Raw genomic sequence first — 24,175 nt, forward strand, 5'->3', positions numbered from 1 at the left:
ATGACCGATAGAACCTATACAATTTTAAAGAACGACTGCTTAAGTCTATTAGCTAAGCGTTTCAACGTGTCTGTTGATGAATTGATCAAACTCAACAGCCAACAGATTAAAGATCCCAATCTCATTTATGAAGGTGACGTTCTAAAGCTTCCAGAAGATTTAATCCAGCCCATTGAGTTTGATGGTTCTCGTATTGACTTAGTTGAGCCACCGACTCGGCCAAATTGCGGTAACGATACGTGCCAAAGTCCCATGAAATACGATGACATATTGTATGTGCCTGCCCACCCTAAAACGGGGAAAAAAGCTTGGTATGCCTTAACCGAGCAAGCCAAAGAAAAAATTGCAATAGAAAGGGCGAACATGGCGCAAGCTATAGTTGAGAATGATGCCGAAGCCACGATGAAAAACCTCAATAAATTGGGCTTAATTTCAAAGTTTGCGGCAAAAGTTCACGAACAATTTATGACACCAGAAGAGGTTGAAAAGTATAAGGCCCTCTTACTGGCTAATCTTGTGATTAAAAATGAAGCATTTAGAGTTGATGGGAGGAATCCCAATGACTTTTTGCTTGATGTCGCTCTATTGATTGATGTGCCACTGGAAGAAACTCGTAAGAAGTTATCTGATCGAGAGCAAGCAAAAAACAGGCACTTATACTACGGAAAATTCGGTAGTTTATATCGTCCATCACCAGAAGGCCCAGTGTTTGAAAAACAGATCAATCACCAGTTACGGACTTTGATTATCGACAAAATTAAAGAAGAGATCGAACGGCTTGAAAAGGCTGCCGAAAATGCCGCAAAAGGCCATGTGGCTGATGATGGCAGTAAATTTATTTACGATAAGCAGCTCAAGTACTTTACCAGTACTCACCAAAATGCGTTGGCATTATTGATACGGCAAATGCATTCCAGCCGCGGTAAGTCTGAGCAAAATTTGCTGAGCATGGGCGTGAAACGTTCTCGAGCTTATTTAACATCGTGGCCAAAACAGTTACAACAAGCCTTAGAACAAGGTTCTCGTATGATGATGCTTTCTGTTCAAGAGCAACAAAATTTCGTTGCTAATCAAAAAGCGTTTGTATGTGCGGTAAGTTTAAAAAGTCTCAACCATTATGGTTTGGTCATTAAAGAGCAGTGTTTAACTTTAAATCAGTTGGAAGGCGAATCTGGCATCGCATGTGGCCCTGCAACGTTAAAAAAAATTCGCAATTGGCGAGAGGCGGGCAAAGCACTCGATATCATCAATGATAGTCAGCTAATCGAAAACCTGTATGCAGAAACGGCTGGCGATCAATTTGATAATGATCTTTTGGATGTTAATCTCAACCGAATTATCACAGGCCCGGCAGCGTGGTCCTACTTTACGGCGACGGCACTGAAAGCGGTTATCGATGCGACAATCAATAAACATAAAAATGCTCTGTCCCAGGTACTGGGTAGCGGCGCTTCAACTCCGATTGATGAACTGTTTAAGCAATTACTTTGGGTTAAAAAACTCGCGATAGCTCGCTTAGAGTACTTAAAATCACTGGCTCAAAAACGCGCTGCGCAAGGTGCAGGTAGTTTAGAGTTTACTCTGGGTAATGAAAGCGAAATGCCGCCGACGCTGACCCTGCTATGGGATGAAACTAAATATAAGCCTAAAGAAAAGCAGAAGTCAGGTTTTATTAATAAAGCAGAAGCTAACGATCTCCAAGCGGTGGAGTGTTGCTTACTTTCAGATAAGAAAGTGTTCTATATCCGAGGCCCACATTGGCTTATTCCAGAAAACAACGAGGATCGAGAAGCGGCCATAGCGGCAGGGCATGTACGAGTAATCACCGAAAGGATAACCTTTAGCGCAACGAAATCAACAGGCAAAAATATTGTCGAAGCCGGTTCATTGACTGACGCACTGGATGCGCTGAGTAAGCCAGAAAATAAGTTGGATTTAATGCCTATCAAAGCTAGTGCTGAGTTTGACACTGCATTCTGGCAAGATAGCTACCATTACCAAGGTGGTAAAGGACCAAATGGTGAAACATCGGCTTATTCGGTTGATGCGGGTGCTCAGTTATTGCGCTTATCTACTAAAGCTGAAGCTGATCTCAATTCACCGGTAAGCTCTTACCAAAACTTAATCAAAAAGCGCCGAAATATAGGTGGTTCTGGCTCAATATCTGCTCAGTTCACGGCTCTGCAAGGCCAGCTTAGTTTTGCATTTTGGCTCCCGTTTATCCCTGAAAATAAAGCGATGAAGCCAGGGCAGGTGGAGCAAGTGAAAGGGTATGATATTAGCTTAACCTACGTTGATAAACACAGTCGTGAACATAAATATGAAGCTGGTGATTTGCGGGTTTGCATCGCAGGCTCAGTTTACGGATTGGCTGCTGCATCATGTCAATTAAGCGCTAAGGTCGCTATAGGGCCGAGTGATGTGAGTGACGGCTTTGGTATTAAAGGCAGTACTATAGGGTTATTGGATCCCAATATTTACGATGCTTATACCTTTGGGGGGGGCAATTTAAGGAGTGCAGGACAAGCCGGTTATGCCGGAGAAGCTGCGATTAGTGTGGATGCATTTGCTGGGGTAGAGGCAGGGGGTACTTTAGGCGCTGCGGTGTATTGGGCTCCACCTGAGGTTAAGTGTGTAACTCAGAGTAAGCCTCCTAAGCCACCGAAAAAGTTGGGCTCAATTGATGGCGAACTATCAGGTTCATTTGGTGCGGGTTATCACGCCGAGTTTCGTTTGCTGATTCAAGGTGGAGTTATCATCTTAGTGGCTTCAGCGGGCCTAGTTGTGGGACCCGGCTGCACAGGTAAAGTGGCGATTAATCTTGATGCTAACGCCGCTGATGAGTTTATTGGTTGTTTACTTGGCGTGTTAAAACAGAGTCATTTCCGCCGCTTAGCGATTTTCGGAGAGGCGGATGCCGATGGTATTAACGATAGTTTTAACGAACTCAATAGCTTAATGACGCTTGCGTTCGGTCTGGGTTTGGGGTTGGCGCAGGTATTACTGATGCCTGCAACAGCATTAACGGATTATAAGCAGCAGGTACTGAGTCAGGAATATGCGCCACTATTGGCTAGCCGTGTTTTGGATTCTGAAAAACAAACTGTTACACAACGCTGGGTTGTGGCTTTACCTCCTGAGACATTGAGTAACTTATTCTTGAGTTTGATTCAAAAACAGACAAGCTCAAGACGAGATAGTAATGGCCTCGTAATGGCAACGGCAGAAGAGGATAACGAAACTCAAGCCCAAGCTATTGTACAAATTATGCAGTGGCTAACGGCAGATACGAGCGTTGGTGAAGAAGCCAACCAGAGGCAGTGGAAAGAAACTTTGATTGCGATGGGGAAACTTCCCGCAGGCAAAAAAGACCATCAGGTGGAATGGCAAACCTATCAAGCCCAGTGGCTAAGATTGGCGAGGTTTGTGAAAGCTTCGGATTTCAGCAAGGATAAGATATTTTCTAACAGGTTTGATGACGCGAGTAAAACACTTTGCAAAAATATGGTATTAACTCGTTATGATGAGTCGTTCCAGAGCGGCCTGTTGGTTGGAATTAAAAAGCCAACCCAGTATTTTGCTTACCCGATTGGTCTGGTACAAAATCCAGTGGTCGGTCAAAAAGTGCAAATATGGCTAGAAACAGAGTCACAAAGTGAGCTAGTGAAAAAGAACGAAACTATTATCAATTGGAGTATTCATGAAGCCTTATCCTAATCGAATTGCCCGTTTTGTTTTGCTGCTGAGCATTATGATTGGGCTGGTGGCTTGTAAGCCTAACCCACAAGACGATATTGCCCTATTTCAGCCATTTATTACCGAAAATATTAATATAAAATCTGATGACCCTTATATCTCGAGCACCGTAAAGCCGGGAGATAAGCTGTATGAGATATTGGTCAATATTCAGCATGGAAGACATGATATAGCCGCGAATCAATTACAAGATATGATTGAAGAAAATGATATCGATGCAATGGTCTGGTATGCAAAACTTATATATCGTTCTAGCGTTAATAATATACCCAAAGCATTGTCTCTTTATCAAAAAGCAATGGATGATGGTAACCCTTATGCATATATCATGCTTTCTCCAGGTTTAATCAGTAGTGGTTGTGTTAGATATTTTGGCGAAAAGAACTGTACACTAGAACATTTCAATAAAGCCATTGAACTTTTTAAACCTCTCGCTGCGCAAGGGGATCTGCGAGCCCAGTATTTTTTACTAAAACAGCAAGAGTTAGATCAATCGAAAGAGACTCGGGCTCAGTATATTCAAGAGGTGATTCGATTTTCTCAAAATCATTATTACCAACCCTTGATGGACTATGTAAATACCATTTTAATTTATTCACCGAGTAAAGGTAAGTCTGAATCCAAAACAGTAGAGCAGTACCAATTAGCCATCGATTTGTTAACGATTGCCGCCAATAATAATTATATACCTGCTGTAAATGACTTGGCTTATTACTTAAAAGAAACATCAAAGGAAGAGAGTGAGAGATTAAGAAATTTAGCCTTAAAACTGGGTTCTACAAGCGCAGTGGAATATAAATACCATCGTTCTCATGAAGGCAGTGAAAATAAATATTTCTATAATGCTCTCTATAAAGGGTTGTCAGGGAAATATGCTTTTGATGTTCATACCTTAAATGAGGAAGAAAAGGCTAAGGTAAATGAAAAAGTTAAGTTATTTATGAAAGATATAACACCAATGGTATACATAGATGGTTTTACTCGCCGTAATGATTGGGTGGATTAAACTTTCATTTATACTCACTTTTCTAGATATTCGTGTTTAGGAGCGGTTATGGCCACAACAGGGTATGCCGCCGTTCTGTGCGGCTAGGTGATTCACCAGCGGCGTAAACATCAGGTGCTGTTTGCCGATGCCGATGGTGATGCCTTTCTCTGCGATACATAAGAGCGCTGCATCGCAGCGCTTTTTTCTTTCCTCTCTTTTCATCTACACTTATCTCCTCAATTGAGACTAAGGAAATCTTATGGTTACAGCGTTGTATGCCGTCATTTTGGCTGGGTTATTGATAGGGTTGGCGGTGCAGGTGATCAAGCAGCGTCGGCGCCATCAGGTGAAGTATATGGATGGGGGCGTGAATGCGTTGACTCTGGCGCGCAGTGCGCAGGGCAATGCGGCAGAGTACATTCCGATCACGTTGATTTTGATGGGCTTCGCAGAGTTCAACGGCACGAATGTATGGTGGTTGCATGCGACCGGCATCGCTTTCATTCTCGGTCGTCTGCTGCATGCCAAAGCGATCTTAAATGATGCGATGAAGGGACGCGTGACAGGCATGAAGCTGACGTTTGGCGTGATGGTGGTCTTGATGGTGCTGAATCTGATTTATCTGCCGTACGGCAAACTGTTCTGATCACTCGGTCACATGAGGGTGCCGCTTACCTTGGTATTTGGGGAGCTGCTCCCTCAACGCTTCAAAGGTATTGAAAGCACTCGACACAGAGAGTTTGTTCGCCAGCCAATTGGGTAGCATGCCGCCCGGATCGGCAAAGGCGGTGTAGTCGATGTGTGTCATGCCATTGGTTAGTTTTTCCAGTACCCACGTTGCTTTCACCGCTTTAATTCGCACAAATCCTTCCTTCTCCGGATACTGATCCGACGCATCCTCAATGGTTAAAACCAAAGACCCAGGAAACTGCTGAAACTGCGAATACGTCACCATGTCTCTATCGCGAGCTGGCCAAGGCGCCGAGAAACGCGTGTAGACAATATGTTCGTGGTCTGAAATCTTTTTGAGGACTCGGCTAGAGGCGACATGATCAATCCAGTTGGGCAGATTGCTGCTGTTTTCTAGCAGGTTCATGAAGGCTGCGTATGTGGTGGGTACCAACATTTGCGCGCGAATTTCGACCAAGCCGTCACGATGTTTTCGGGTTTGAATGGTGATGCCGTTGTCGCTTTTTGCCATATGCCACGCAATCGGGGTCGCGTCGTCTGCCCAAGAAAGCATTGGAAGTATCCACAAAGCGGTGCTGAGCCAACGTGCCAACATAAGGTTCCTTGTTTCACAAAAGAGTCGCGATTTCAGGCGGTTCGTTCTATCTCTGACGTTAAGCGTAGCGGGCGAAATGACCATCAGGCAAATGTCGCGTGCGTGAGCGGCGCGATCACGTCGGTTTGGTGTTCCGCCCAACGTCCGTGCGTTGAATGGGGAACAACCGTTTCGCGGCTAGATGAGCTGCAAGCTAGAGAGAATGAAAATGCCCAGCGTACATGAGAGCAAAGAGAATACGGTGGTGAGCGCGATGATGTTGGCGGCCAATGTGGCGTTACCGCCCATAGCGCGCGCCATCACATAGCTGGCCGCTGCGGTGGGCGATGCGCTCATCAGGAAAATCAAGCCCAAATCAATCCCGCGGAAGCCATAGAGTAAGGCTGCGCCGGTGATCATGATGGGGGATAACACCAGCTTGAATGCCGTGGAAAACCATGCTGAACTTTTATCATCTTTGAGAGATCGCATGTCCAACGAGCCGCCAGTACACAACAGGGCCAAAGGCAGTGTCATATTGGCAAAGTAATGCCCAGCCTGCGTGACGATATCGGGGATAGGCACGGCGAGAAAATAACACACCACACCGAGCAGAATCGAGATGATCAACGGGTTCTTGGTCAATGTTTTGAGAATCAGTGCGCTGGCCTTGGGGCCTGTGGTTTCGCCTTTCGGTGTCAGTGCAATGACGGCTTGAATGTTATACAGCACGGTTGTCGCCGCAACGTAAATTGCGGCCAACGCCACCCCGGCATCGGAGTACGTGTTCGCAACATACGCCAGGCCGATGATGGCGGTATTGGCTCGAAATCCGCCTTGAATGATCACCCCTTGATCGCGCGGGTCGCGAAAGGCGCGTTTGGTCATGATGGTGGTAAAAAGGAAGAACGAAAAGTTGGCCACCAACCCAAAGATGATCAGCGCTGCGCTGGAGGAGAAGTCGTGATGAGAGCCGACAATACTGAGGAACAGCATGGCGGGCAGTGTGACTTGAAATACCATACGGGACGCAACTTCAATGAAGTTTTCGTTGATCAGGTTCATGCGTTTAAACACAACCCCCAAAACCAGCATGAGACAAATCGGGCCGGTAATCGACGCGGAAAACTGCAGTTGCTCTATTATCCCTTCCATATCAATCCTTTGAATGTGGTCGCAATTTCATCATTCTTTCACAGATTGAGGTGCGCGAGAAATCAAATTTGCAAAATAGAACGAACGTGCTAAAAATAGAGTGTCTTGTAATTACGGCGGTCAATAATGAGTAAGGGTCGAATCACTCGAGAGAATATATTGCTCACAGCGTTTGAGCTGGCAAGCGCCAATGGTTTGGAAAGTTTGACCATCGGTGAGCTGGCTAAGCAGTGTGGTATGTCTAAAAGTGGGTTGTTCGCGCACTTCAATTCCAAAGAGAACCTGCAAATCGCGGTGTTGGAATTTGCGAATCAAACCTTTATCCACCGAGTGATCGTGCCGGCTCGTGAACTGGGTGATGGCGACATCGAACGCAAACTGCGCCGAATTTTGGACAACTGGTTGGGCTGGAACCAATCGTTTCAAGGCAGTTGTATGTTTTTAGATGCGTGGAAAGAAGCGGCGTACACCGATTGTGCCATTCAACAAACCTTAAAAGCGGCGATTTCGAGCTGGATTCACTATTTGCAGATTCAAATCAGCAAAGGCGTTGAGCAAGGGCAGTTTGTCGCAAGCCTGAATGCTCAGCAAGCGAGTTATGAATTGTATGGGCTCTATCTGAGTGCGCATCTGTTTTATTCAATCTATGGGCAAGAGCAAAGTGACCAGCATTTTTGGCAGGGCGTCGATGCGCTGCTGGCGCGCTGGAAAAAGGCTTAAAGCATTTGGCTCACGCGCGTCCATTTAGCGAGTGAGCCTGAACACAAAAATTTTTACCAATAAAAAGCACGAACGTTCGTTTTTGTGCTGAAGGATAACACCATGAGTGAGAAGATTTATTTCAATACGTCTGGCAAATTCAGTCTGCGTCGCAGCCTCGTGAATTGGACCACCCGCCTGCACCATACGGTGGCGCCGGCCCATGCGCGTAAAACGGCGCGCAAATTGTTGCTCACGCCTGCTCGCATGACGGCAAAGAACGAAGTGCCGCAAGGCATGATCAAAAGTCAGGTAGATTCTGTGGAAGGTAAATTAACCACCTATCGCTTGGGCGAAGGGCCAGTGTGGTTGCTGACTCATGGCTGGTCGGGGGCATCGAGCCAGTTCTTTCCGTTGATGGAGCACATCGCAGCGCAAGGTTATACCGCGCTGGCTTACGATCATCCCGCGCATGGTGAGAGTGAAGGGGCATTTGGTCACGTTCCGGCGTTTGTGCGTGGTTTGGAGGCGATTCTTGACAGTGAACCGGCGTTCATCGGGTTGATCGGCCATAGCATGGGGAACGTCACTGCGCTGGAATGCCGCCATGCCAAGTTGGCAGACTGCCCGATGATGCTCATCGCGCCAGTACTCGATTACTTGGACAATTTGTTTGGCACAGTGGCTCGCTCTGGTTATTCGATGCGTCTGTTTGAAGAAGTGGTTAACGAAGTTCAAGATGAGTACCGTTATCCCATCCATTCCATTCAGCCGTATCAAAGCCTGACGTTACGTCGTACACCAACCATCATTGTTCATGATGAAAAGGATCGCTTTGCGCGTTATGCCGAATCACACAAGGCCGCCGAGGAAATTGCAAACGTCACCTTGATTACGACTAAAAATCAAGGACATGGAAGAATTATGAAAGGAAATGAAGTGAAATCTGCTTTTGAACAAATTGTTAAATTCATTGACTAGGTAAATTGTTTGAATTGAAACACGTGTTTTCCTGATTTGTTAAATTTTGTGGGGTTGGGATTTCTATTTATTTCAATGTGTTAAATTGTAAGTGATAGTTTTGATAGGCTTAACAATTTCGCAATGATTATTATCTCCTTTGTTTGATTCTATGTGATGATCAGGATGCCGATTGGCCTCCATAAGGAAGAATAATAATGAATCGAAACGATAGTGTCCCTTTACCCCACAATACCCGAGAATGGTTTCTTAACCGCAATAGCCTCATCATCCTGGCGGATGTGGTGCTATTTTTTATCTTATTTAAGACGCTGCCATTTGAACCGAATGTTGTCCTCGGTATCAGTATGTTGGCGTTCATCGCTGTCCTTTGGTTGACCGAAGCACTGCACGTCACCGTCACCGCCATTTTGGTGCCAATCATGGCCGTGTTGTTTGGTGTGTTCGATACGCAGGCTGCGCTCAACAACTTTGCCAACTCCGTGATTTTCCTCTTCTTGGGTGGTTTTGCGCTCGCTGCCGCGATGCACCGCCAGGGGCTGGATAAAGTCATCGCCGACAAAGTGTTGATTATGGCGCGTGGCAAAATGAGTGTGGCCGTGTTTATGCTGTTTGGTGTCACGGCGGTGCTGTCCATGTGGATCAGTAATACCGCCACCGCTGCGATGATGTTGCCACTGGTACTTGGTGTGCTGAGCAAAGTGGATGACGATCGTGGCCACAGCACTTATGTTTTCGTGCTACTCGGCATTGCATACAGTGCCAGTATTGGTGGGATTGCCACCGTGGTTGGTAGCCCGCCCAATGCGATTGCGGCCGCTGAAGTTGGCTTGTCGTTTACCGATTGGATGGCGTTTGGTCTACCCACGACGCTGGTGATGTTGCCGATGGCCATTGTGGTGCTTTATCTGCTGTTGAAACCGGACTTGAGTGGTCACTTTGAATTGAATCACCAAGCGGTGGATTGGGATAAAGGTAAAGTGGTCACGCTGGCCATTTTCGCACTGACTGTTTTCCTGTGGATCTTCAGTAAGCCGGTGAACGCCATGCTGGGCGGCTTCAAGAGCTTTGATACCGTGATTGCGTTGGGAGCGATTGTTCTGGTGAGCTTTGCGCGTGTCGTGCATTGGAAAGACATCGAGAAAACGGCTGACTGGGGTGTATTGCTGCTGTTCGGCGGTGGTATCTGTTTAAGTAACGTGCTGAAACAAACCGGCACCAGCGTATTCCTCGCCAATGAACTGAGTGCGATGATTGCCGACATGAACTTGCTGTTCATCGTTTTGGTGATTGCGGCGTTTGTGGTGTTCTTGACTGAATTTGCCAGTAACACGGCGAGTGCTGCGCTGCTCATCCCAGTGTTTGCCAGTGTGGCTGAAGCGTTTGGTATTTCGCCCATCTTGCTATCGGTCTTGATTGCCGTTGCCGCTTCGTGTGCCTTTATGTTGCCTGTTGCAACACCACCGAACGCGATTGTGTTCGCCACGGGTCACATTAAGCAAAGCGAGATGATGCGAGTGGGGATGTTCTTGAATATTGCGTGTATCGCCTTGTTGTCGATGATTGCAATGTTCTTCTGGCAATAACGAAAAGCGGAGCTTAGCTCCGCTTTTTTTTATGGATGCTGATTGGCGTGGGCGCGCGTTAGGCCATAGACAATATGGTCTACGACGCGCCCATTGAGGTCTTCCGCTCGCGTGATGAGGCCTTCCTGAACAAACCCCAAGCGCTTGGCCACGGCTTGACTCGGCAGGTTGCCACTGGCCGCCGCCAATTCCACTTTTTCCAACTGATACTGATGGAACGCCACCTCGATCAACTTGGCTACCGCGCGCGTGGCAATGCCTTTCCCTTGATGAGGTTGTGATAACCAATAGCCGATTCTGGCTTTGCCCAAATCGCGATTAATGTCCTGCAAGCTGCAGTTACCAACCAATTCACCTCGATAGAACATCGCACACACCAACACTTTGCCATCGGCATAATCGTGCAGCATATTTTGTGCAAACAATTCAAAATCTTGCTGGCTTCGGCAATGGGGCGGCCAGGCCAACCATTGCGACAGGTACGCACGCTGATCCGCCACGATTTGCGCATAAAGCGGGGCAAAGGATTCTTCAATCATCGCCAGCTGGAGTTCATCATCCACGTTGAGAGTAAACATTCTAACCACCTGATTTTGTATGTTATTTGTTCTTTATTGTGAGGTGTACCGTAACACTTTTCTCGCGAGGACGGTAAGTTATTCGTACCTCATATCAAGATGAAACTTGTGGCACATAGAATTCGTCACAGATTCCACAAAAACCTTAAGAATTGTCAGGACTAAGTAGTCCGTTTGTATTAGTCTCGAACCACATGATTATTCATCAATCGTTTAGTGTCAGTTAGCCAATATGGAATTGCATACGGAAGAAGTCAGTGTTGACTTACGCAAGGTGTTATTGGGCATTGCTCAAGCATTGGATGCGGTCGGGTTTGACGAACCTCATCATAGCCACCGAGTCGGGTACATGGCTTATCGGTGCGCTAAATTAATGGGCTGGGATGAAGAACAGGCTCAGCTCGCTTTTTCGACCGGCTTGGTGCACGACTGTGGATCCACGCAGTCGTCGGCATCGATGCCACTGTTCTTTCCCTTTCAGCCTGGCAGCTTTGCTCGCCACTGTGAAAAAGGGTACAACCTACTGAGCGAATGTGCGCCGCTGTCGTGTTTTGCCACGCCGGTGTTGTATCACCACACGCCGTGGAGCGAGTTGCAGCACCTGCCGATTGCCGATACGGACAAAGAATTGGCAACCCTCATCTACCTGGTCAACCGCGTGGATCACTTGTATCGCCAGCAGACCAAAGATAAATATGGCAACCTCAGCGCAGCAGCGAAACAGTCCATCGCACACCAGTTACAGCAGCATTCGGGCAGTGTGTTTGAAGCCAATATGGTCCAGCACATGACGGAGCTGGTGGACAACGATGACTTTTGGTTTGCCATGCATCCTCATTACATTGAAGCGCAAATGCTCAACCTTGATGTGGTGCCTTTTTTCTCAAGTAACTTGGGGCTTGAGCAAACCATCGCGATCGCGGAATTGTTTGCCAAAGTGGTCGATGCCAAAAGCACCTTTACCTTTCAGCATTCACTCAAAGTGGCACAGCTTTCCAAGTATCTGGCCAAGCAATTAGCCTATTCGCCCAAAATGCAAAATATGTTGTATTTGGCGGGGTTGGTGCATGACATTGGGAAACTGCGCACGCCGGATGTGGTGCTGCATAAACCGGGAAAACTCACTGCGGAAGAGTACACGTGCATTAAACGTCATGCGACGGACACGCGCTTTATTCTGCAGGGGATTATTACCTCGTCGAGAATCTGCGAATGGGCATCCAATCACCATGAACGGCTGGACGGTTCGGGGTATCCGCTGGGCAAAACGACCTTGGATCTGGACCGGCCTAGTCGAATTATCGCCGTGTCTGATGTGTTTCAGGCGCTAACCCAGTCTCGTCCGTATCGAGATGGTATTTCGCTGGAAAAAGCGTTGAGCATTGTGGAATCGTTGGTGGATGCCAATCAGTTGGATCGCGAGATCTTTACCTGCCTCAAGCAGCACGCCGAATGCTGTTATCAGATTTCGAGCGATGATGACGCGTTGGCGCAGTCTCAAGTGATTTAATAAAAAATGGGCGCCCTTTGGACGCCCGTTTTGCTCATTCGATAAGCAGTACTTATTTCTGATTCACGTACGCTTTAAAGCGAGCTTGCGTTTGTGGATCGGCTTTGTTGTACCAGAAATGCAGCATTTCTTCGGCAGTGGTGTCGCCCGCAGAGCCTTCTTTGCTTGGTTTGATAAAGGCGGTGGCGATTGCGGCTGGTCCGCCTTGCAGGTTGTACTCAAACGTTTCTTGTTTGTAGTCACGGCCAATCTGCATGCCTTGTTTGATCAGGCGATCTTGCTCAAGGCCCACGACATTGCCTTGTTGATCACGCAGTGCCCATTCCATCGCTTTGATGTTGTTTTGCGCGTCATCCGCATTGCGGTACTGCGGCATGTCGAAGTCTAATGTTTTGTCGGTGGCGGTGAATTTGGCGATCACGACATCACTTTCGACACCGATGCGGTCATTCCCTTGCGTGAAGTATGGGTTGTAGCGGAACACGATTTGTTGCTGGCCATCGTCCATTTCAACGCTTTTGGTGGATGAGAAAATGCTGCCTGAAGATTGAGGTTTGGCGCCATTGACCACCAAAAGGTCGATGGAATCTGGAATGTTCAATGTTACTTTTGCGGCAGCTGAAGCACTAAAAATAATAGCCAAAAGACATGATAAAGATTTGATTGTATTCATTAGTTTTATCCTTTTAACCGCTTTCGCGTAATGACCTGTGAGGGTGCCGATTGTCGCTATGAATTGCAAGTTTTCCCCCGAACGGATGGATGAATTTCATCAAAATTTAACAACTCAGGCAATCACGCATACCGCGTAAGATGTGAGCGCGCTGGCAAAGTGTGTATTTTAAGCACGTCAATATCCCGCCCGCTGCACTATAGTGATGACATCACTCACCAACCAGAAGATAACGCGATGGACTTCAATGCAAAGCACGACATCAAGTTAGTGTTGTCGTGTTGGTATAACCTCGATTTCGGCTTGTCACTGCTCAGCAAAACCGCTTCTCACGCTTAACGCCTTGGCCTGATTCAGGCCGCCCTGTGCCGCTTGTGGCATACCCATCCATGAATTAAACGCTGCCACATCCTGCGGGTTTGGGCGGCGCATGAAGGACCGTTAAGTATGAAACGCATTCCAGAACCGTTCCGCATTAAAATGGTGGAACCGATTAAAATGACCACCTTTTCTGATCGTCAGCAGGCGTTAAAAGAGGCCGGATACAACCCGTTTTTGCTGCGCAGCGACGATGTCTATATCGACCTGCTTACCGACTCCGGTACCGGCGCCATGAGTGACAACCAATGGGCCGGCTTGATGCTCGGTGATGAATCCTATGCTGGCAGTCGCAACTACTACAATCTGTGTGCGGCGGTGGAGCACTTCTTTGGTTACTCACTGACGGTGCCTGCGCACCAAGGCCGCGGCGCCGAGCAAATTCTGTTTCCTGCATTAATTGAACGTATGCGCCAAGTGCGCGGCGGCACCACGCCGGTGTTTATTTCCAACTACCACTTTGACACCACCGCCGGTCATATCGAACTCAATGGCGGCACCGCGGTCAATGTGGTGACTCCAGAAGCATTTGATACCACCAGGCCGTATGACTGGAAAGGCAATTTCGACCTCGACAAGTTGCAAACCACCATCGATCACTACGGTGCCCAGAATATTTGCGCCATCATCACCACGGTCACCTGTAACAGCTCGGGTGGGCAGCCCGTGTCGATGGCGAACATGCGTGCGGTGTATGAGATAGCCAGCCGTCATGACATTCCGGTGGTGATCGACTCGGCGCGCTATTGTGAAAATGCCTATTTCATTAAACAGCGTGAGGCCGGTTACGCCGATGCCACGATTTTGGACATCATTCGCGAGATGTATCAATACGGCGACATGCTCACCATGTCGGCCAAGAAAGATCCAATGGTCAATATTGGTGGCCTGTGCTGTATTCGCGATCACGAAGAGCTGTTTCAAGCGGTGCGCACACGTTGTGTGCCGATGGAGGGGTTTGTGACCTATGGCGGCATGGCCGGGCGCGACATGGAAGCGCTGGCACGTGGCTTGTACGAAGCGGCTAACGAAGACTTCTTGCACTATCGCATCAGTCAGGTGGCCTATTTGGGCGAGCGCCTGCGTGAGGCTGGGATTCCGATTCAATACCCAACTGGCGGGCACGCGGTTTTTGTGGATGCAGCGAAGATCTTGCCTCACATTCCCGCCGATCAGTTTCCGGCACAAGTGTTGTGCAACGAGCTCTATCTCGAAGCGGGCATTCGTGCGGTCGAAATCGGTTCGCTGCTGCTGGGGCGCGATCCGCAAACGGGTGTGCAAAAGGCGGCAGAGCTGGAGTTGATGCGCCTGACCATTCCCCGTCGCGTCTATACCAACGATCACATGGATTATATTGCTGACGCGATCATTGCACTGGCCAAGCGCGCTTCGTGCTTTAAAGGGCTTGAATTTACCTATGAACCGCCGGTATTACGCCATTTTACGGCGAAGTTTCGTCCACTCTAACTGAGTTGTTGTTCACTAAAGCCCTCTTTTCAGAGGGCTTTTCTGTTTTAGCCATCATTTCGAATCTTTATTAGTGCAAAAAAATAAATTTGCCTCATTCGCTGTGTCAAAATTCTGAATTTCTGGCACAGAGTAGAATTTAGCGTGCAATCGCGTGCGTTTTCGCTACGAATTGCTCGTTGTGACTCGAAAAGCGTTTTAATTTTTTTTCAAAAAAATAAAGTCTCCCAAATACTGAAGCCGATGTTCTTCAATGTGTGACCGAAGAGCAGCCAACTCATGTTGAGTACAATCTGCAAGGAATGAGAGAAATAGATATGAATCGTATTACTCTGTGCGCCGCAAGTATTGCACTGGCTCTGTCTGGATCGGCCTTAGCGGCTCCGGCGGCACCAAGTATTGATGTCTACGGGTCGAACAATCTGCAATTTTCGAAAATTGAACTCGCGATGGAAACCACCGCGGGCTACAACCAGATGGTGACATACCACGACGAAGCGCCCATCAGCATTACGTTTAACCAGTGGAGTGATGAAACGGGCAACACCTATAAGATTTATTTCGATGGCGAAGAAGTGGCGTCTGGCCCCATTTCAGGCAGCCAAACGACCGCCAGTTTCACCTACAGCAAAGGCGGCCTGTACCAGTTGGAAGTGGCCGCGTGTGATGACAGCGGTTGCAGCACCAGCGCGCCCGTTGAATTGACCATTGCCGATACCGACGGGGCGCATCTCAAGCCGCTGACCATGAACGTGGATCCCAACAACAAAACTTACACCACCGATGCCAATACCGTGGTCGGGACGTATTTTGTTGAATGGGGCATTTATGGCCGCAACTACACCGTGGATAACATTCCAGCACAAAACTTAACGCACATTCTGTATGGATTTATCCCGATTTGTGGGCCGAACGAGTCGGTGAAATCAGTCGGCGGTAACAGCTACAACGCGCTGATGACGGCGTGTCAGGGCGTGCCCGATTACGAAGTGGTCATCCACGACCCTTGGGCGGCATATCAGAAAAGTTTCGCTCAGGCTGGTCATGAATACAGCTCTCCGATCAAGGGCAACTACGCCATGATGATGGCGCTGAAGCAGCGTTATCCTGATCTGAAAATCATTCCTTCGGTCGGCGGTTGGACGCTCTCTGATCCCTTCTTCGATTTCACCACCAAAGCCAATCGTGACACGTTTGTGGCTTCGGTCAAACGCTTCCTGACCACATGGAAATTCTTTGATGGGGTGGACATCGACTGGGAATTCCCGGGCGGTGATGGCGCGGCGCCTGATCTGGGCGATCCAGTCAATGACGGCCCTGCGTACGTTGCCTTGATGCAAGAACTGCGCACCATGTTGGATGGGCTGGAAGCCGAAACCGGCCGCACTTATGAACTGACATCAGCGATTGGCGTCGGTTACGACAAGATTGAAGACGTGAACTACGCCGATGCGGTGCAGTACATGGATTACATCTTTGCTATGACTTACGATTTCTACGGCGGCTGGAACAACGTGTTGGGTCACCAAACCGCACTGAACTGCGGCACGTTCATGCGCCCAGGCCAATGTGATGGAACGGGTGTGGATGAAAATGGCGAAGCATACCAAGGCCCGGCGTATACCGCTGACCGTGGGATTCAGCTTTTGCTGGCCCAAGGCGTGCCAGCCAACAAACTGGTTCTGGGGACGGCGATGTATGGCCGTGGCTGGGATGGTGTGATGCCGTCCAGCTTGAGCGATCCGACCGACCCAATGACCGGTGTGGGCAATGGCAAACTCACCGGATCAACCGCGCAAGGCGTGTGGGAAGCCGGTGTGATTGACTACAAAGGCATCAAAGCCAACATGTTGGGCGCGGATAACACCGGCATCAATGGGTTTGAATATGGCTACGATGCGCAAGCAGAAGCACCTTGGGTGTGGAATCGCGCGTCGGGTCAGTTGATTACCTTTGATGATGACCGCTCTGTGAAAGCCAAAGGTGCATATGCACGTAGCCTAGGTTTGGCGGGTCTGTTCTCGTGGGAAATCGATGCCGACAACGGTGATATTCTCAATGCGATGCATGAAGGCTTGGCGGACGGCGGCACACCGCCAGCAAACCGCGCGCCAACAGCCAATGCGGGTGTGGCTCAAACGGTGACAGGCCCTGCGAGTGTAACGCTGGATGGCAGCGCATCAGCCGACAGTGATGGCACAATCGCCAGCTACCTGTGGGAACAAACCGGCGGTGATGCGGTGACGCTGAGCAACGCAAGCGCAGTTCAGGCAAGCTTTACAGCGCCGGAAGTGACCAGTGAACAGACCTTCACCTTCAAGCTCACCGTGACGGATGACGATGGCGCCAGCGCTTCGGCAACGACGACGGTAACCGTGCAACCGGTTGGCGGCGCTGAAAATACTGCGCCAGTGGCCGTCGTGAACGCACCAGCACAGGTTAATGCAGGGGAGACGGTGGTCGTGGATGCGTCGGCATCCAGCGATGCGGATCTGGATACGCTGACCTTTAGCTGGACGGTGCCTGCTGGAATTGAGGCGGCGATCAATGGCAGCCAAGTGACGTTTGTCGCGCCGGAGTACACCCAAGATACCACGTTGAGTTTCTCGGTGACGGTCAGCGATGGTCAGGCGAGTGCGTCCGCAACGACCGATGTGGTGGTGCTGAAAACATCCAGCGGCGGTGAAACGTGTGACAACTTGTGGGATGCCAGTGCTGTGTACGTGGGTGGCAACCAAGTCACATGGTCGGGTAGTGTGTGGGAAGCCAAATGGTGGACACAAGGTGACGATCCAACGCAATCGGGTGAGTGGGGTGTGTGGAAATTGATCGGGGACGAAGACTGCGCAACGAATTGATTTTAATCCCGTGATTGAAATGAAAGGCTCTGCTTCGGCAGGGCCTTTTTCATGGGGAGTGAAAAAGCATGTTGCCAAAAACGGTATTCGCGTTTAGTGTTATATACATGTATAACACCATATCGGTAATGCACAGTGACAGAATGGCAGGATAACCAACCGATTTTTCGCCAGTTGGCGGACAAGATCACCGAGCAGATTTTGCAGGGCATCTGGCCCGAAGGTGAAGCACTTCCATCCGTGCGAACCGTTTCCGCCGATCTGAAAATTAATCACCTGACGGTGATGAAAGGCTATCAGCTACTGGTGGATGAAGGGCTGGTGGAAAAGCGCCGTGGCCAAGGCATGTTTGTGGCCAGTGGTGCACTCAGCCAACTGAGAACGCAGCAGCGACAGCAGTTTTTAGAACAGCAAATTCCACAGATTGCGGCGACGCTGGCACAACTGGACATGTCGCTGGACGATTTTATGCAACAGTTAAAACAACACATTGAGGATGCAGCATGAGGCCGTATGTTGAAGTAAAACAGGTGTCGAAACAGTATTCGGCTTCGCATGGAGAAACGGCGCTACATCCGGTCAGCTTTACCCTAGCGCCGGGACAGGTGTTGGGGTTGCTTGGCCATAACGGCGCGGGCAAGTCGACGTTAATCAAAGCGCTGCTGGGCGCACACCATTATCAGGGTGAAATTCATATTTTAGGGCGCAATCCCATCCACCAACGTGCTCAAGTCATGGAACATTTGGCCTACATTTCGGACGTCAATGTGCTGCCGGAATGGATGACGGTGCAGCAACTGCTCAAGTATACCTCGGGTGTGCATCCAAGCTTTTCGCTGGGCAAAGCGCAGTCGGTACTGGCCAAAACGGACATTCACTTACACAGTAAAATCAAAGCGTTGTCGAAAGGCATGAAGGTGCAATTGCATCTGGCATTGGTGATTGCCACGGACACCAAAGTGCTGATTCTGGATGAGCCCACATTAGGGCTTGATCTCATCTATCGCGACACGTTTTATCGTCATCTGTTGGAATGGTTTCACGATGGCGAACGCGCGCTGATTATCGCCAGCCATGAAGTGTCGGAAATCGAACACCTGCTGACCGATGTGTTGATTCTTAAGCAAGGCCGCGTGGTGTTGCAAGCGGGCATGGACGAGGTTGAGCAAGGTTACTTTGTGTTGGATGCGCCGACGTCTCTGACGGAGCAAATTGATGCGCTGCAGCCTCTGTCTGCTCAGGCGGGCTTGGGGACGACGCAGTGGCTGTTGAAAGCGAAGCATCGTGAGGCGGTGGAAGGTTTGGGGCGTATTTACAGTGTAAAACTGGCAGAGCTGTTTTTGGCTCTGCAGAAGGAGAACGCATAATGCATGCATCCGTCTACATGTTAGAAAAAGAGTGGATCGAACACAAAGTGGTCACTCGAATTCCGTTGTTTGTGCTGGCGTGCATGCTGGTGCTGTTTATCGGTTTGTTGAGCAATGGCAATCTGCAGAGCAACCTCTCGTTTGAGATGAGTTACAGTGGTTTTGAACCGTTGGATCTGCAATTTGTCGATCAATTCAGCTCGTTCATGATTGTGGTGGCTGGCGCGCTGTCGATTCTACTCAGCACGCTCTACATCCCCAAAACTCTGCGCAAAGAGCGTCAGGAAGGCAGTTCTATGTTCTGGCGCAGCATGCCGGTCAGCAACCTCAAAACGCACGGCGTTAAACTGGCGTTTGGTTTGCTGGTGATCCCGGTGGTGTGCTCCGTTTTAGTCATCGCGTCCGATGTGATGTTTTGGTTGGTGAACATGGTCACGGATGATGCGATTCCGCTGCTGTTTCATCAACGTTCACTGTTGTTTGCGGTGACGCATTGGTTGAGCTACCTCGGTCAAATGCTGCTGGTGGCCGTGGCGTTGCTGCCGTTGGCGTGCATCACGCTGCTGCTGTCTCAATTGGTGAATTCACCCATTCTGGTGATGTTCATTGGCGTGTATGCATTGAAGTGGTTGAGCTTGGGCTTGTTTGGCACTGAAGTGGTGGGGGATTTCTTTCACCAAGTGTTGGGGTTACCGCTCAATATCTTAATGGATGCGAATCTGTCTGAGGTGATGACGCAAATCAGCACCGTCAATGCGCTGATTTACATCGTATTGGGCGTCGTCAGCTTTATGCTGAGCCTGAAATGCTACCAGACGGACGACGTCTCGTGGCGCACCCTGTTGCAGCGCTAGTCAGGACACGAGCAGAAAGGAGGCGATGGCCTCCTTTTTTTGTGCCTGAGATATCGTCGTCACATTCGCGTGCTTCACATTTTATGCAACGCCTGGCGTACTCAGAATGGACAAAAATGGAATCAATACGACACTTGTGACAAGGCATGGCGATAAAAAGTGATTTTCGTTGGGCGGTTCTCATTTATTTCGAGGCTAAAAATTATAATACGGACGCCCTGAGGGCGGCTTCGTCGTGAAGCAAATAATAATGACAATCAGGACAGGGTATGTTCAAAAATCTATCGTTAAAAAATAAGCTGGCCATTTCTGCCAGCGCTGCCATTGTGATCGGGGGCGTGCTGGTCGAAGCACTGTCATTCAATGCGTCGTTGAGTCGGTTGGATCTTGAGGTTGAACAGCGTCTGCAAGGCGTCACCGCGTCATACAATCAATACGTGTCGGACTGGCTGGTGTCGAAACAGCGCGCGTTGACATCGCTGACCTCAGACGCCAAACAAGAGGCTATTGTGACGCACCTGAAACAGGTGAAGCACGCCGCGGCCTTCGACAACGTGTTCCTCGCCTATCCAGATGGTTCACAACAAAACGCCAACGGCGTGGTGCTGCCGCCAGACAACAACGACCCACGCAAGTGGGGATGGTACATCAATGCCAAAGCCAATCCGGCCAACGTGTTCATGGATAACCCAACCGTTGCGGCGGCAACGGGGGCCAATGTGGTGTCGCTTGGTAAAGCCGTGGATTTGTATGGTCAACAATTGGTGCTGGGCGCCGATGTGGAAATTACCGACATTCTCAATAACATGAAACAGGTGGTGTTGCCGGGCACTGGCGACATGTTTATCGTCAACGCGCAAGGCAATATCTTTACGCACGCGAACACCAAACTGCTGAACAAGAGTGTTGCTGAGTTGGGGATCGATTTCTCCGCCATTAAACAGGCCGAACGGTCGGGCAACGACAGCCGAGTCGAAATCAATGGCGACCAATATGTGTTGGTTGCGCGCGCCATTGACGGCACGACGCTGAGCACCGTGGTTGTCATTAACTATCAATCATTGATTTCACCGCTGTTCGATGCGCTGTGGGGCCAATTATTGGTGACGGCGCTGGTGGTCGTGCTGTGCACCATTTTGTTCAATGTGTTGTGTAACGTGTTGTTCCGTCCGTTGAAAAACGTCTCGCATGCACTGGAACAGATTGCCAACGGTAGCGGCGATTTAACGCAACGCATCGTGGTGGAAAACAACGATGAAGTCGGCAAATTGGCCGATAGCTTCAACACCTTCGTTGCCAGCCTACAGCAGTTGATCGGTCACATTCGCCATCAGTCAGAACAATTGACGCAGCAAGCCGAGCATGGCTCGCAGCGTGCCAATCAATCGGCATCAGAGCTGGGTATGCAGCAGCAAGAGATCACCATGGTGGCCACGGCGGTCACTGAAATGGCCTCGGCCACGCAGGAAATCGCCTCGCACGCAGAGCAAACCGCCCACGCAGCGCAAGACTCGTCGACCAGTACCACCAATGGTCGCACGCTGGTCTTGAACACCAAAGCCTCTATTAACAACTTGGCCCATGAAGTCAGTCAGGCCAGTGACGTTATTTCGGTGCTCAATCAACATGCCCAAGAGATTTCGACCGTGCTGGCCACGATTCAGAGCATTGCGGAACAGACCAACCTATTGGCACTGAACGCGGCGATTGAAGCAGCTCGTGCCGGTGAACAGGGCCGCGGATTTGCGGTGGTGGCGGATGAAGTGCGCGTGTTATCCCAACGCACGCACACGTCAACGGAAGAGATCAAATCAACCATCGAGACGCTGCAACAAACCACCCAACAGGCGGTGGGCCTCATGTCGAGCAGTTCAACGCTGGCCGCCAACTCGGTGGATGATGCCGATAAAGCGACCCATGCGCTGGAAGAAATTAACGCGGCGGTGGCACTGATCAGTGATATGGCGACGCAAATCGCGACGGCTGCTGAAGAGCAAACCCACGTGACCAGCGAAATCACGCAAAACATCACGGCGATTAAGGATGTGACCGAGCAATTGGTCGAGGGTGCAGACGACAGTTTGAATCAGTCTAATGTGCTCAAGCAGCAAGCGGCGGAGTTAAGCGCAAAAGTGGCGACGTTTAAACTCGCCTAACTGCCAGTCACCGCAAAAACTGCCAATAACCGCAAAAAGCGACGCTTCGGCGTCGCTTTTTTTGTCGTAAATTCCGCCAAAAGCTGGGTGGAAATTCACCGTATTCTGCGCAACTCTGCAGCGATTTTTCGCTCATCAAATTATGTTTAAATTTGTTAATTTTCATCGTTTTCTCACTTGGTGAGAATGCAATCCTTTAATTCAAATTAAATTCTCGATATATAAGAATTAAGGTTTGAGCTGAAACACGATAAAGGCTAAAAAGCAGTCATGAGCGAAACAAAACAATCTGCGAATCAAGTTAACGAAAAATCACTGCAACTGCTGATGCAGGTCGCGGTGAATGATGAGCCGGTCTCGGCCAAAACATTAAGTGAACAATTGCAGGTGCCCCTCAGCAGTTTGTACCGACATCTGAAACTGCTGAAAGAGTGGAACCTGATAGAAGAAAGCCCGCATGACAAAACGTTGATCATCGGTTCAGCGGCCCTTCTTCTGATGCGCAGTTATGAAACCAGCCAGCACAATCTAGATGCCGTCGACGCCGTGTTGAGTCGATTGCAGAAACAGACTGGCGAAATGGCAGCGTACATGGTGCCGGTCGGATACCGGGCTTTGTGTGTGAGCCAAAAAGAGAGCATGCAGGCGCTTCGATGCAGCTTCGTCCAGGGTCAAAGTCAACCCCTGCTTCGTGGCGCCTCATCTAAAGTTATGTTGGCGTATATGCCCGCGCAGCGTTGCGAAAAAATTCTGCGCTATTTCGGTGAAGAGCATCGAATGGACAAATGGCAAACCGATTTGGAAAAAATACGTCGACATGGATATGCCGTGAGCACCTCCGAAATTGACCCCGGAGTGTCGGGGATCAGTGCTCCGGTGATGAAAGGGAGTAAGTTGATCGGTGCAATTTCGGTGATGGCCCCAGCCCATCGCGTCGAAACTCACAAGCAGCGTATCATTTTACATGTGTTGCAGGCCGCGCGAGCGTTGCCACCAGAAAGGTAATTCATCATGTTAAGTTTATTCAAACGCTACCGTTTGAGCCGCACTGCGGTTCCTCACATCTCCGCGTTTACCTTTATGACCGTGTGTGAGCGTGTGAAACCCATGTCACGCGTAGAGTTTGAATTTGCTCAACAAAGCCTAGAATTTGCCTCTGACTGGTTGTATCAACAACAGTCCAATCCGAATTACGCTGATGCGGGCCATCTGGTACTGAACGATGCATCCGATGCACGCTATCAGCATGTTTTGAGCCGTCATTTGGCGCTCAGCTCTGTCCCCGTCGTGCTGGCGAACTGCCACGAGCTGCTGCTCAACGCATTGCCAGTGCTGGCACTGGATAATGAAGAAATTGGCATCATTCACGTGGGTCATGACTTTGAGCTGAAACAAACCTTAGATCCACAAGTGGGTTCCGTTTACCATTTCGCCTTGTCGCGTTTTTCTAATGCGCGTTTGTTCTGCTTAGGGATCGATGCAGAGCGAGTGCCGAGCCAAACTTGGGAATACGCGGAAGATTTAGGGTGTGACTGGTTGACCGAGGAAGAGTGCAGTTTCCGAAATCGTAATCAGCTCAAAAGCCAATTGAGCCATTACATTGAACACTGCGATCAACTGGTACTCTCTGTGGATCTAGCCTCATTAGTGCCGGGCAATGGCCTGGATGAACACAAGATTCTCGATAACCAATTGGTTCTGCGCGCCATTCGCCAAGCGGTGATGTCTGGCAAAGTGAAAATGATTCAGCTTGTCGGCGCCAAAGACAAACTGATCTACTCCAAACAGACCAAAGAAATTGTCGACGAGTTGTGTAGCCTGTCTGCCGAAGTCGCTCACGCTTACTAAGTGTTGAGTGCATCAAGATGCCACCCATTGAGGTGGCTTTTTTCTTGCGCGCCGTTC

21 protein-coding genes are annotated in these 24,175 nt (G+C 49.3%); 15 read left to right on the forward strand and 6 right to left on the reverse strand.

What is annotated here, in order from left to right; genetic code table 11:
- Both ACS18Q_RS14970 and ACS18Q_RS14975 read left to right on the forward strand, forming a co-directional pair.
- A complete protein-coding gene (locus tag ACS18Q_RS14970) occupies positions 1-3,717 on the forward strand; it encodes a LysM peptidoglycan-binding domain-containing protein (protein ID WP_441257909.1) in 3,717 nt (1,238 codons plus the stop codon).
- Positions 3,701-4,762 (forward strand): sel1 repeat family protein, encoded by a 1,062-nt coding sequence (locus ACS18Q_RS14975; RefSeq protein ID WP_441257910.1) that lies wholly within the window; start codon positions 3,701-3,703, stop codon positions 4,760-4,762. Before ACS18Q_RS14970 ends, ACS18Q_RS14975 begins: the two co-directional genes overlap by 17 nt.
- A gap of 36 nt (positions 4,763-4,798) precedes the next feature.
- On the opposite strand, the gene ACS18Q_RS14980 is transcribed toward ACS18Q_RS14975, so the two are convergent.
- The gene (locus ACS18Q_RS14980) at positions 4,799-4,966 is read right to left on the reverse strand and encodes a hypothetical protein (protein ID WP_394625514.1); all 168 of its coding nucleotides are present in this window, start codon (positions 4,964-4,966) and stop codon (positions 4,799-4,801) included.
- Positions 4,967-5,003: 37 nt separating this feature from the next.
- On the opposite strand from ACS18Q_RS14980, the gene ACS18Q_RS14985 reads away from it, so the two are divergent.
- The gene (locus ACS18Q_RS14985; protein WP_286281365.1) at positions 5,004-5,390 is read left to right on the forward strand and encodes an MAPEG family protein; all 387 of its coding nucleotides are present in this window, start codon (positions 5,004-5,006) and stop codon (positions 5,388-5,390) included.
- On the opposite strand, the gene ACS18Q_RS14990 is transcribed toward ACS18Q_RS14985, so the two are convergent.
- On the reverse strand, positions 5,391-6,029 hold the full coding sequence (locus tag ACS18Q_RS14990) for an START domain-containing protein (protein ID WP_158108291.1): 639 nt from the start codon (positions 6,027-6,029) through the stop codon (positions 5,391-5,393). It lies immediately after the preceding gene.
- Positions 6,030-6,206: 177 nt separating this feature from the next.
- Positions 6,207-7,163 carry an AEC family transporter gene (locus ACS18Q_RS14995; protein WP_004727359.1) on the reverse strand — a complete coding sequence of 319 codons (957 nt, stop codon included), beginning with the start codon at positions 7,161-7,163 and terminating at the stop codon, positions 6,207-6,209.
- A 126-nt stretch (positions 7,164-7,289) separates the two neighbouring features.
- Here ACS18Q_RS14995 and ACS18Q_RS15000 point away from each other — a divergent pair, with 126 nt between their 5' ends.
- From ACS18Q_RS15000 to ACS18Q_RS15010, 3 genes are all read left to right on the forward strand, one after another.
- Positions 7,290-7,883, forward strand: coding sequence for a TetR/AcrR family transcriptional regulator (locus ACS18Q_RS15000; protein WP_004727358.1), 594 nt, complete (start codon positions 7,290-7,292; stop codon positions 7,881-7,883).
- A gap of 102 nt (positions 7,884-7,985) precedes the next feature.
- Positions 7,986-8,843: an alpha/beta hydrolase gene (locus ACS18Q_RS15005; protein WP_014257888.1), complete on the forward strand. Its 858-nt coding sequence runs from the start codon at positions 7,986-7,988 to the stop codon at positions 8,841-8,843.
- A 197-nt stretch (positions 8,844-9,040) separates the two neighbouring features.
- A complete protein-coding gene (locus ACS18Q_RS15010) occupies positions 9,041-10,429 on the forward strand; it encodes an SLC13 family permease (protein WP_004727356.1) in 1,389 nt (462 codons plus the stop codon).
- A 29-nt stretch (positions 10,430-10,458) separates the two neighbouring features.
- On the opposite strand, the gene ACS18Q_RS15015 is transcribed toward ACS18Q_RS15010, so the two are convergent.
- The gene (locus ACS18Q_RS15015) at positions 10,459-11,007 is read right to left on the reverse strand and encodes a GNAT family N-acetyltransferase (protein ID WP_014257890.1); all 549 of its coding nucleotides are present in this window, start codon (positions 11,005-11,007) and stop codon (positions 10,459-10,461) included.
- 232 nt (positions 11,008-11,239) lie between these two features.
- Between ACS18Q_RS15015 and ACS18Q_RS15020 the strand changes: the two genes are divergently transcribed.
- Positions 11,240-12,517 (forward strand): HD domain-containing phosphohydrolase, encoded by a 1,278-nt coding sequence (locus tag ACS18Q_RS15020; protein WP_441257911.1) that lies wholly within the window; start codon positions 11,240-11,242, stop codon positions 12,515-12,517.
- 52 nt (positions 12,518-12,569) lie between these two features.
- Here ACS18Q_RS15020 and ACS18Q_RS15025 read toward each other — a convergent pair whose 3' ends face one another.
- Positions 12,570-13,190 carry a DUF2057 family protein gene (locus ACS18Q_RS15025; protein ID WP_441257912.1) on the reverse strand — a complete coding sequence of 207 codons (621 nt, stop codon included), beginning with the start codon at positions 13,188-13,190 and terminating at the stop codon, positions 12,570-12,572.
- A 306-nt stretch (positions 13,191-13,496) separates the two neighbouring features.
- Positions 13,497-13,622 (reverse strand): hypothetical protein, encoded by a 126-nt coding sequence (locus ACS18Q_RS15030; RefSeq protein WP_275138623.1) that lies wholly within the window; start codon positions 13,620-13,622, stop codon positions 13,497-13,499.
- A gap of 15 nt (positions 13,623-13,637) precedes the next feature.
- Between ACS18Q_RS15030 and ACS18Q_RS15035 the strand changes: the two genes are divergently transcribed.
- From ACS18Q_RS15035 to ACS18Q_RS15070, 8 genes are all read left to right on the forward strand, one after another.
- The gene (locus ACS18Q_RS15035; protein WP_441257913.1) at positions 13,638-15,035 is read left to right on the forward strand and encodes a tryptophanase; all 1,398 of its coding nucleotides are present in this window, start codon (positions 13,638-13,640) and stop codon (positions 15,033-15,035) included.
- A gap of 317 nt (positions 15,036-15,352) precedes the next feature.
- Positions 15,353-17,893 carry a glycosyl hydrolase family 18 protein gene (locus ACS18Q_RS15040; RefSeq protein WP_441257914.1) on the forward strand — a complete coding sequence of 847 codons (2,541 nt, stop codon included), beginning with the start codon at positions 15,353-15,355 and terminating at the stop codon, positions 17,891-17,893.
- 135 nt (positions 17,894-18,028) lie between these two features.
- The gene (locus ACS18Q_RS15045) at positions 18,029-18,400 is read left to right on the forward strand and encodes a GntR family transcriptional regulator (RefSeq protein WP_004727349.1); all 372 of its coding nucleotides are present in this window, start codon (positions 18,029-18,031) and stop codon (positions 18,398-18,400) included.
- Positions 18,397-19,260: an ABC transporter ATP-binding protein gene (locus tag ACS18Q_RS15050; RefSeq protein WP_143679780.1), complete on the forward strand. Its 864-nt coding sequence runs from the start codon at positions 18,397-18,399 to the stop codon at positions 19,258-19,260. The genes ACS18Q_RS15045 and ACS18Q_RS15050 overlap by 4 nt, the downstream gene beginning before the upstream one ends.
- Complete coding sequence (locus ACS18Q_RS15055) at positions 19,260-20,114, forward strand: hypothetical protein (RefSeq protein ID WP_004727347.1); 855 nt, start codon at positions 19,260-19,262, stop codon at positions 20,112-20,114. The genes ACS18Q_RS15050 and ACS18Q_RS15055 overlap by 1 nt, the downstream gene beginning before the upstream one ends.
- A gap of 269 nt (positions 20,115-20,383) precedes the next feature.
- Positions 20,384-22,270: a methyl-accepting chemotaxis protein gene (locus tag ACS18Q_RS15060; protein WP_055464897.1), complete on the forward strand. Its 1,887-nt coding sequence runs from the start codon at positions 20,384-20,386 to the stop codon at positions 22,268-22,270.
- 270 nt (positions 22,271-22,540) lie between these two features.
- A complete protein-coding gene (locus ACS18Q_RS15065) occupies positions 22,541-23,275 on the forward strand; it encodes an IclR family transcriptional regulator (protein ID WP_004727345.1) in 735 nt (244 codons plus the stop codon).
- A gap of 6 nt (positions 23,276-23,281) precedes the next feature.
- The gene (locus ACS18Q_RS15070; protein WP_004727344.1) at positions 23,282-24,118 is read left to right on the forward strand and encodes an arginase family protein; all 837 of its coding nucleotides are present in this window, start codon (positions 23,282-23,284) and stop codon (positions 24,116-24,118) included.
- Positions 24,119-24,175: the final 57 nt, after the last annotated feature.

The organism is Vibrio sp. Vf1514 (assembly GCF_052076135.1).
Lineage (GTDB): Bacteria > Pseudomonadota > Gammaproteobacteria > Enterobacterales > Vibrionaceae > Vibrio > Vibrio furnissii.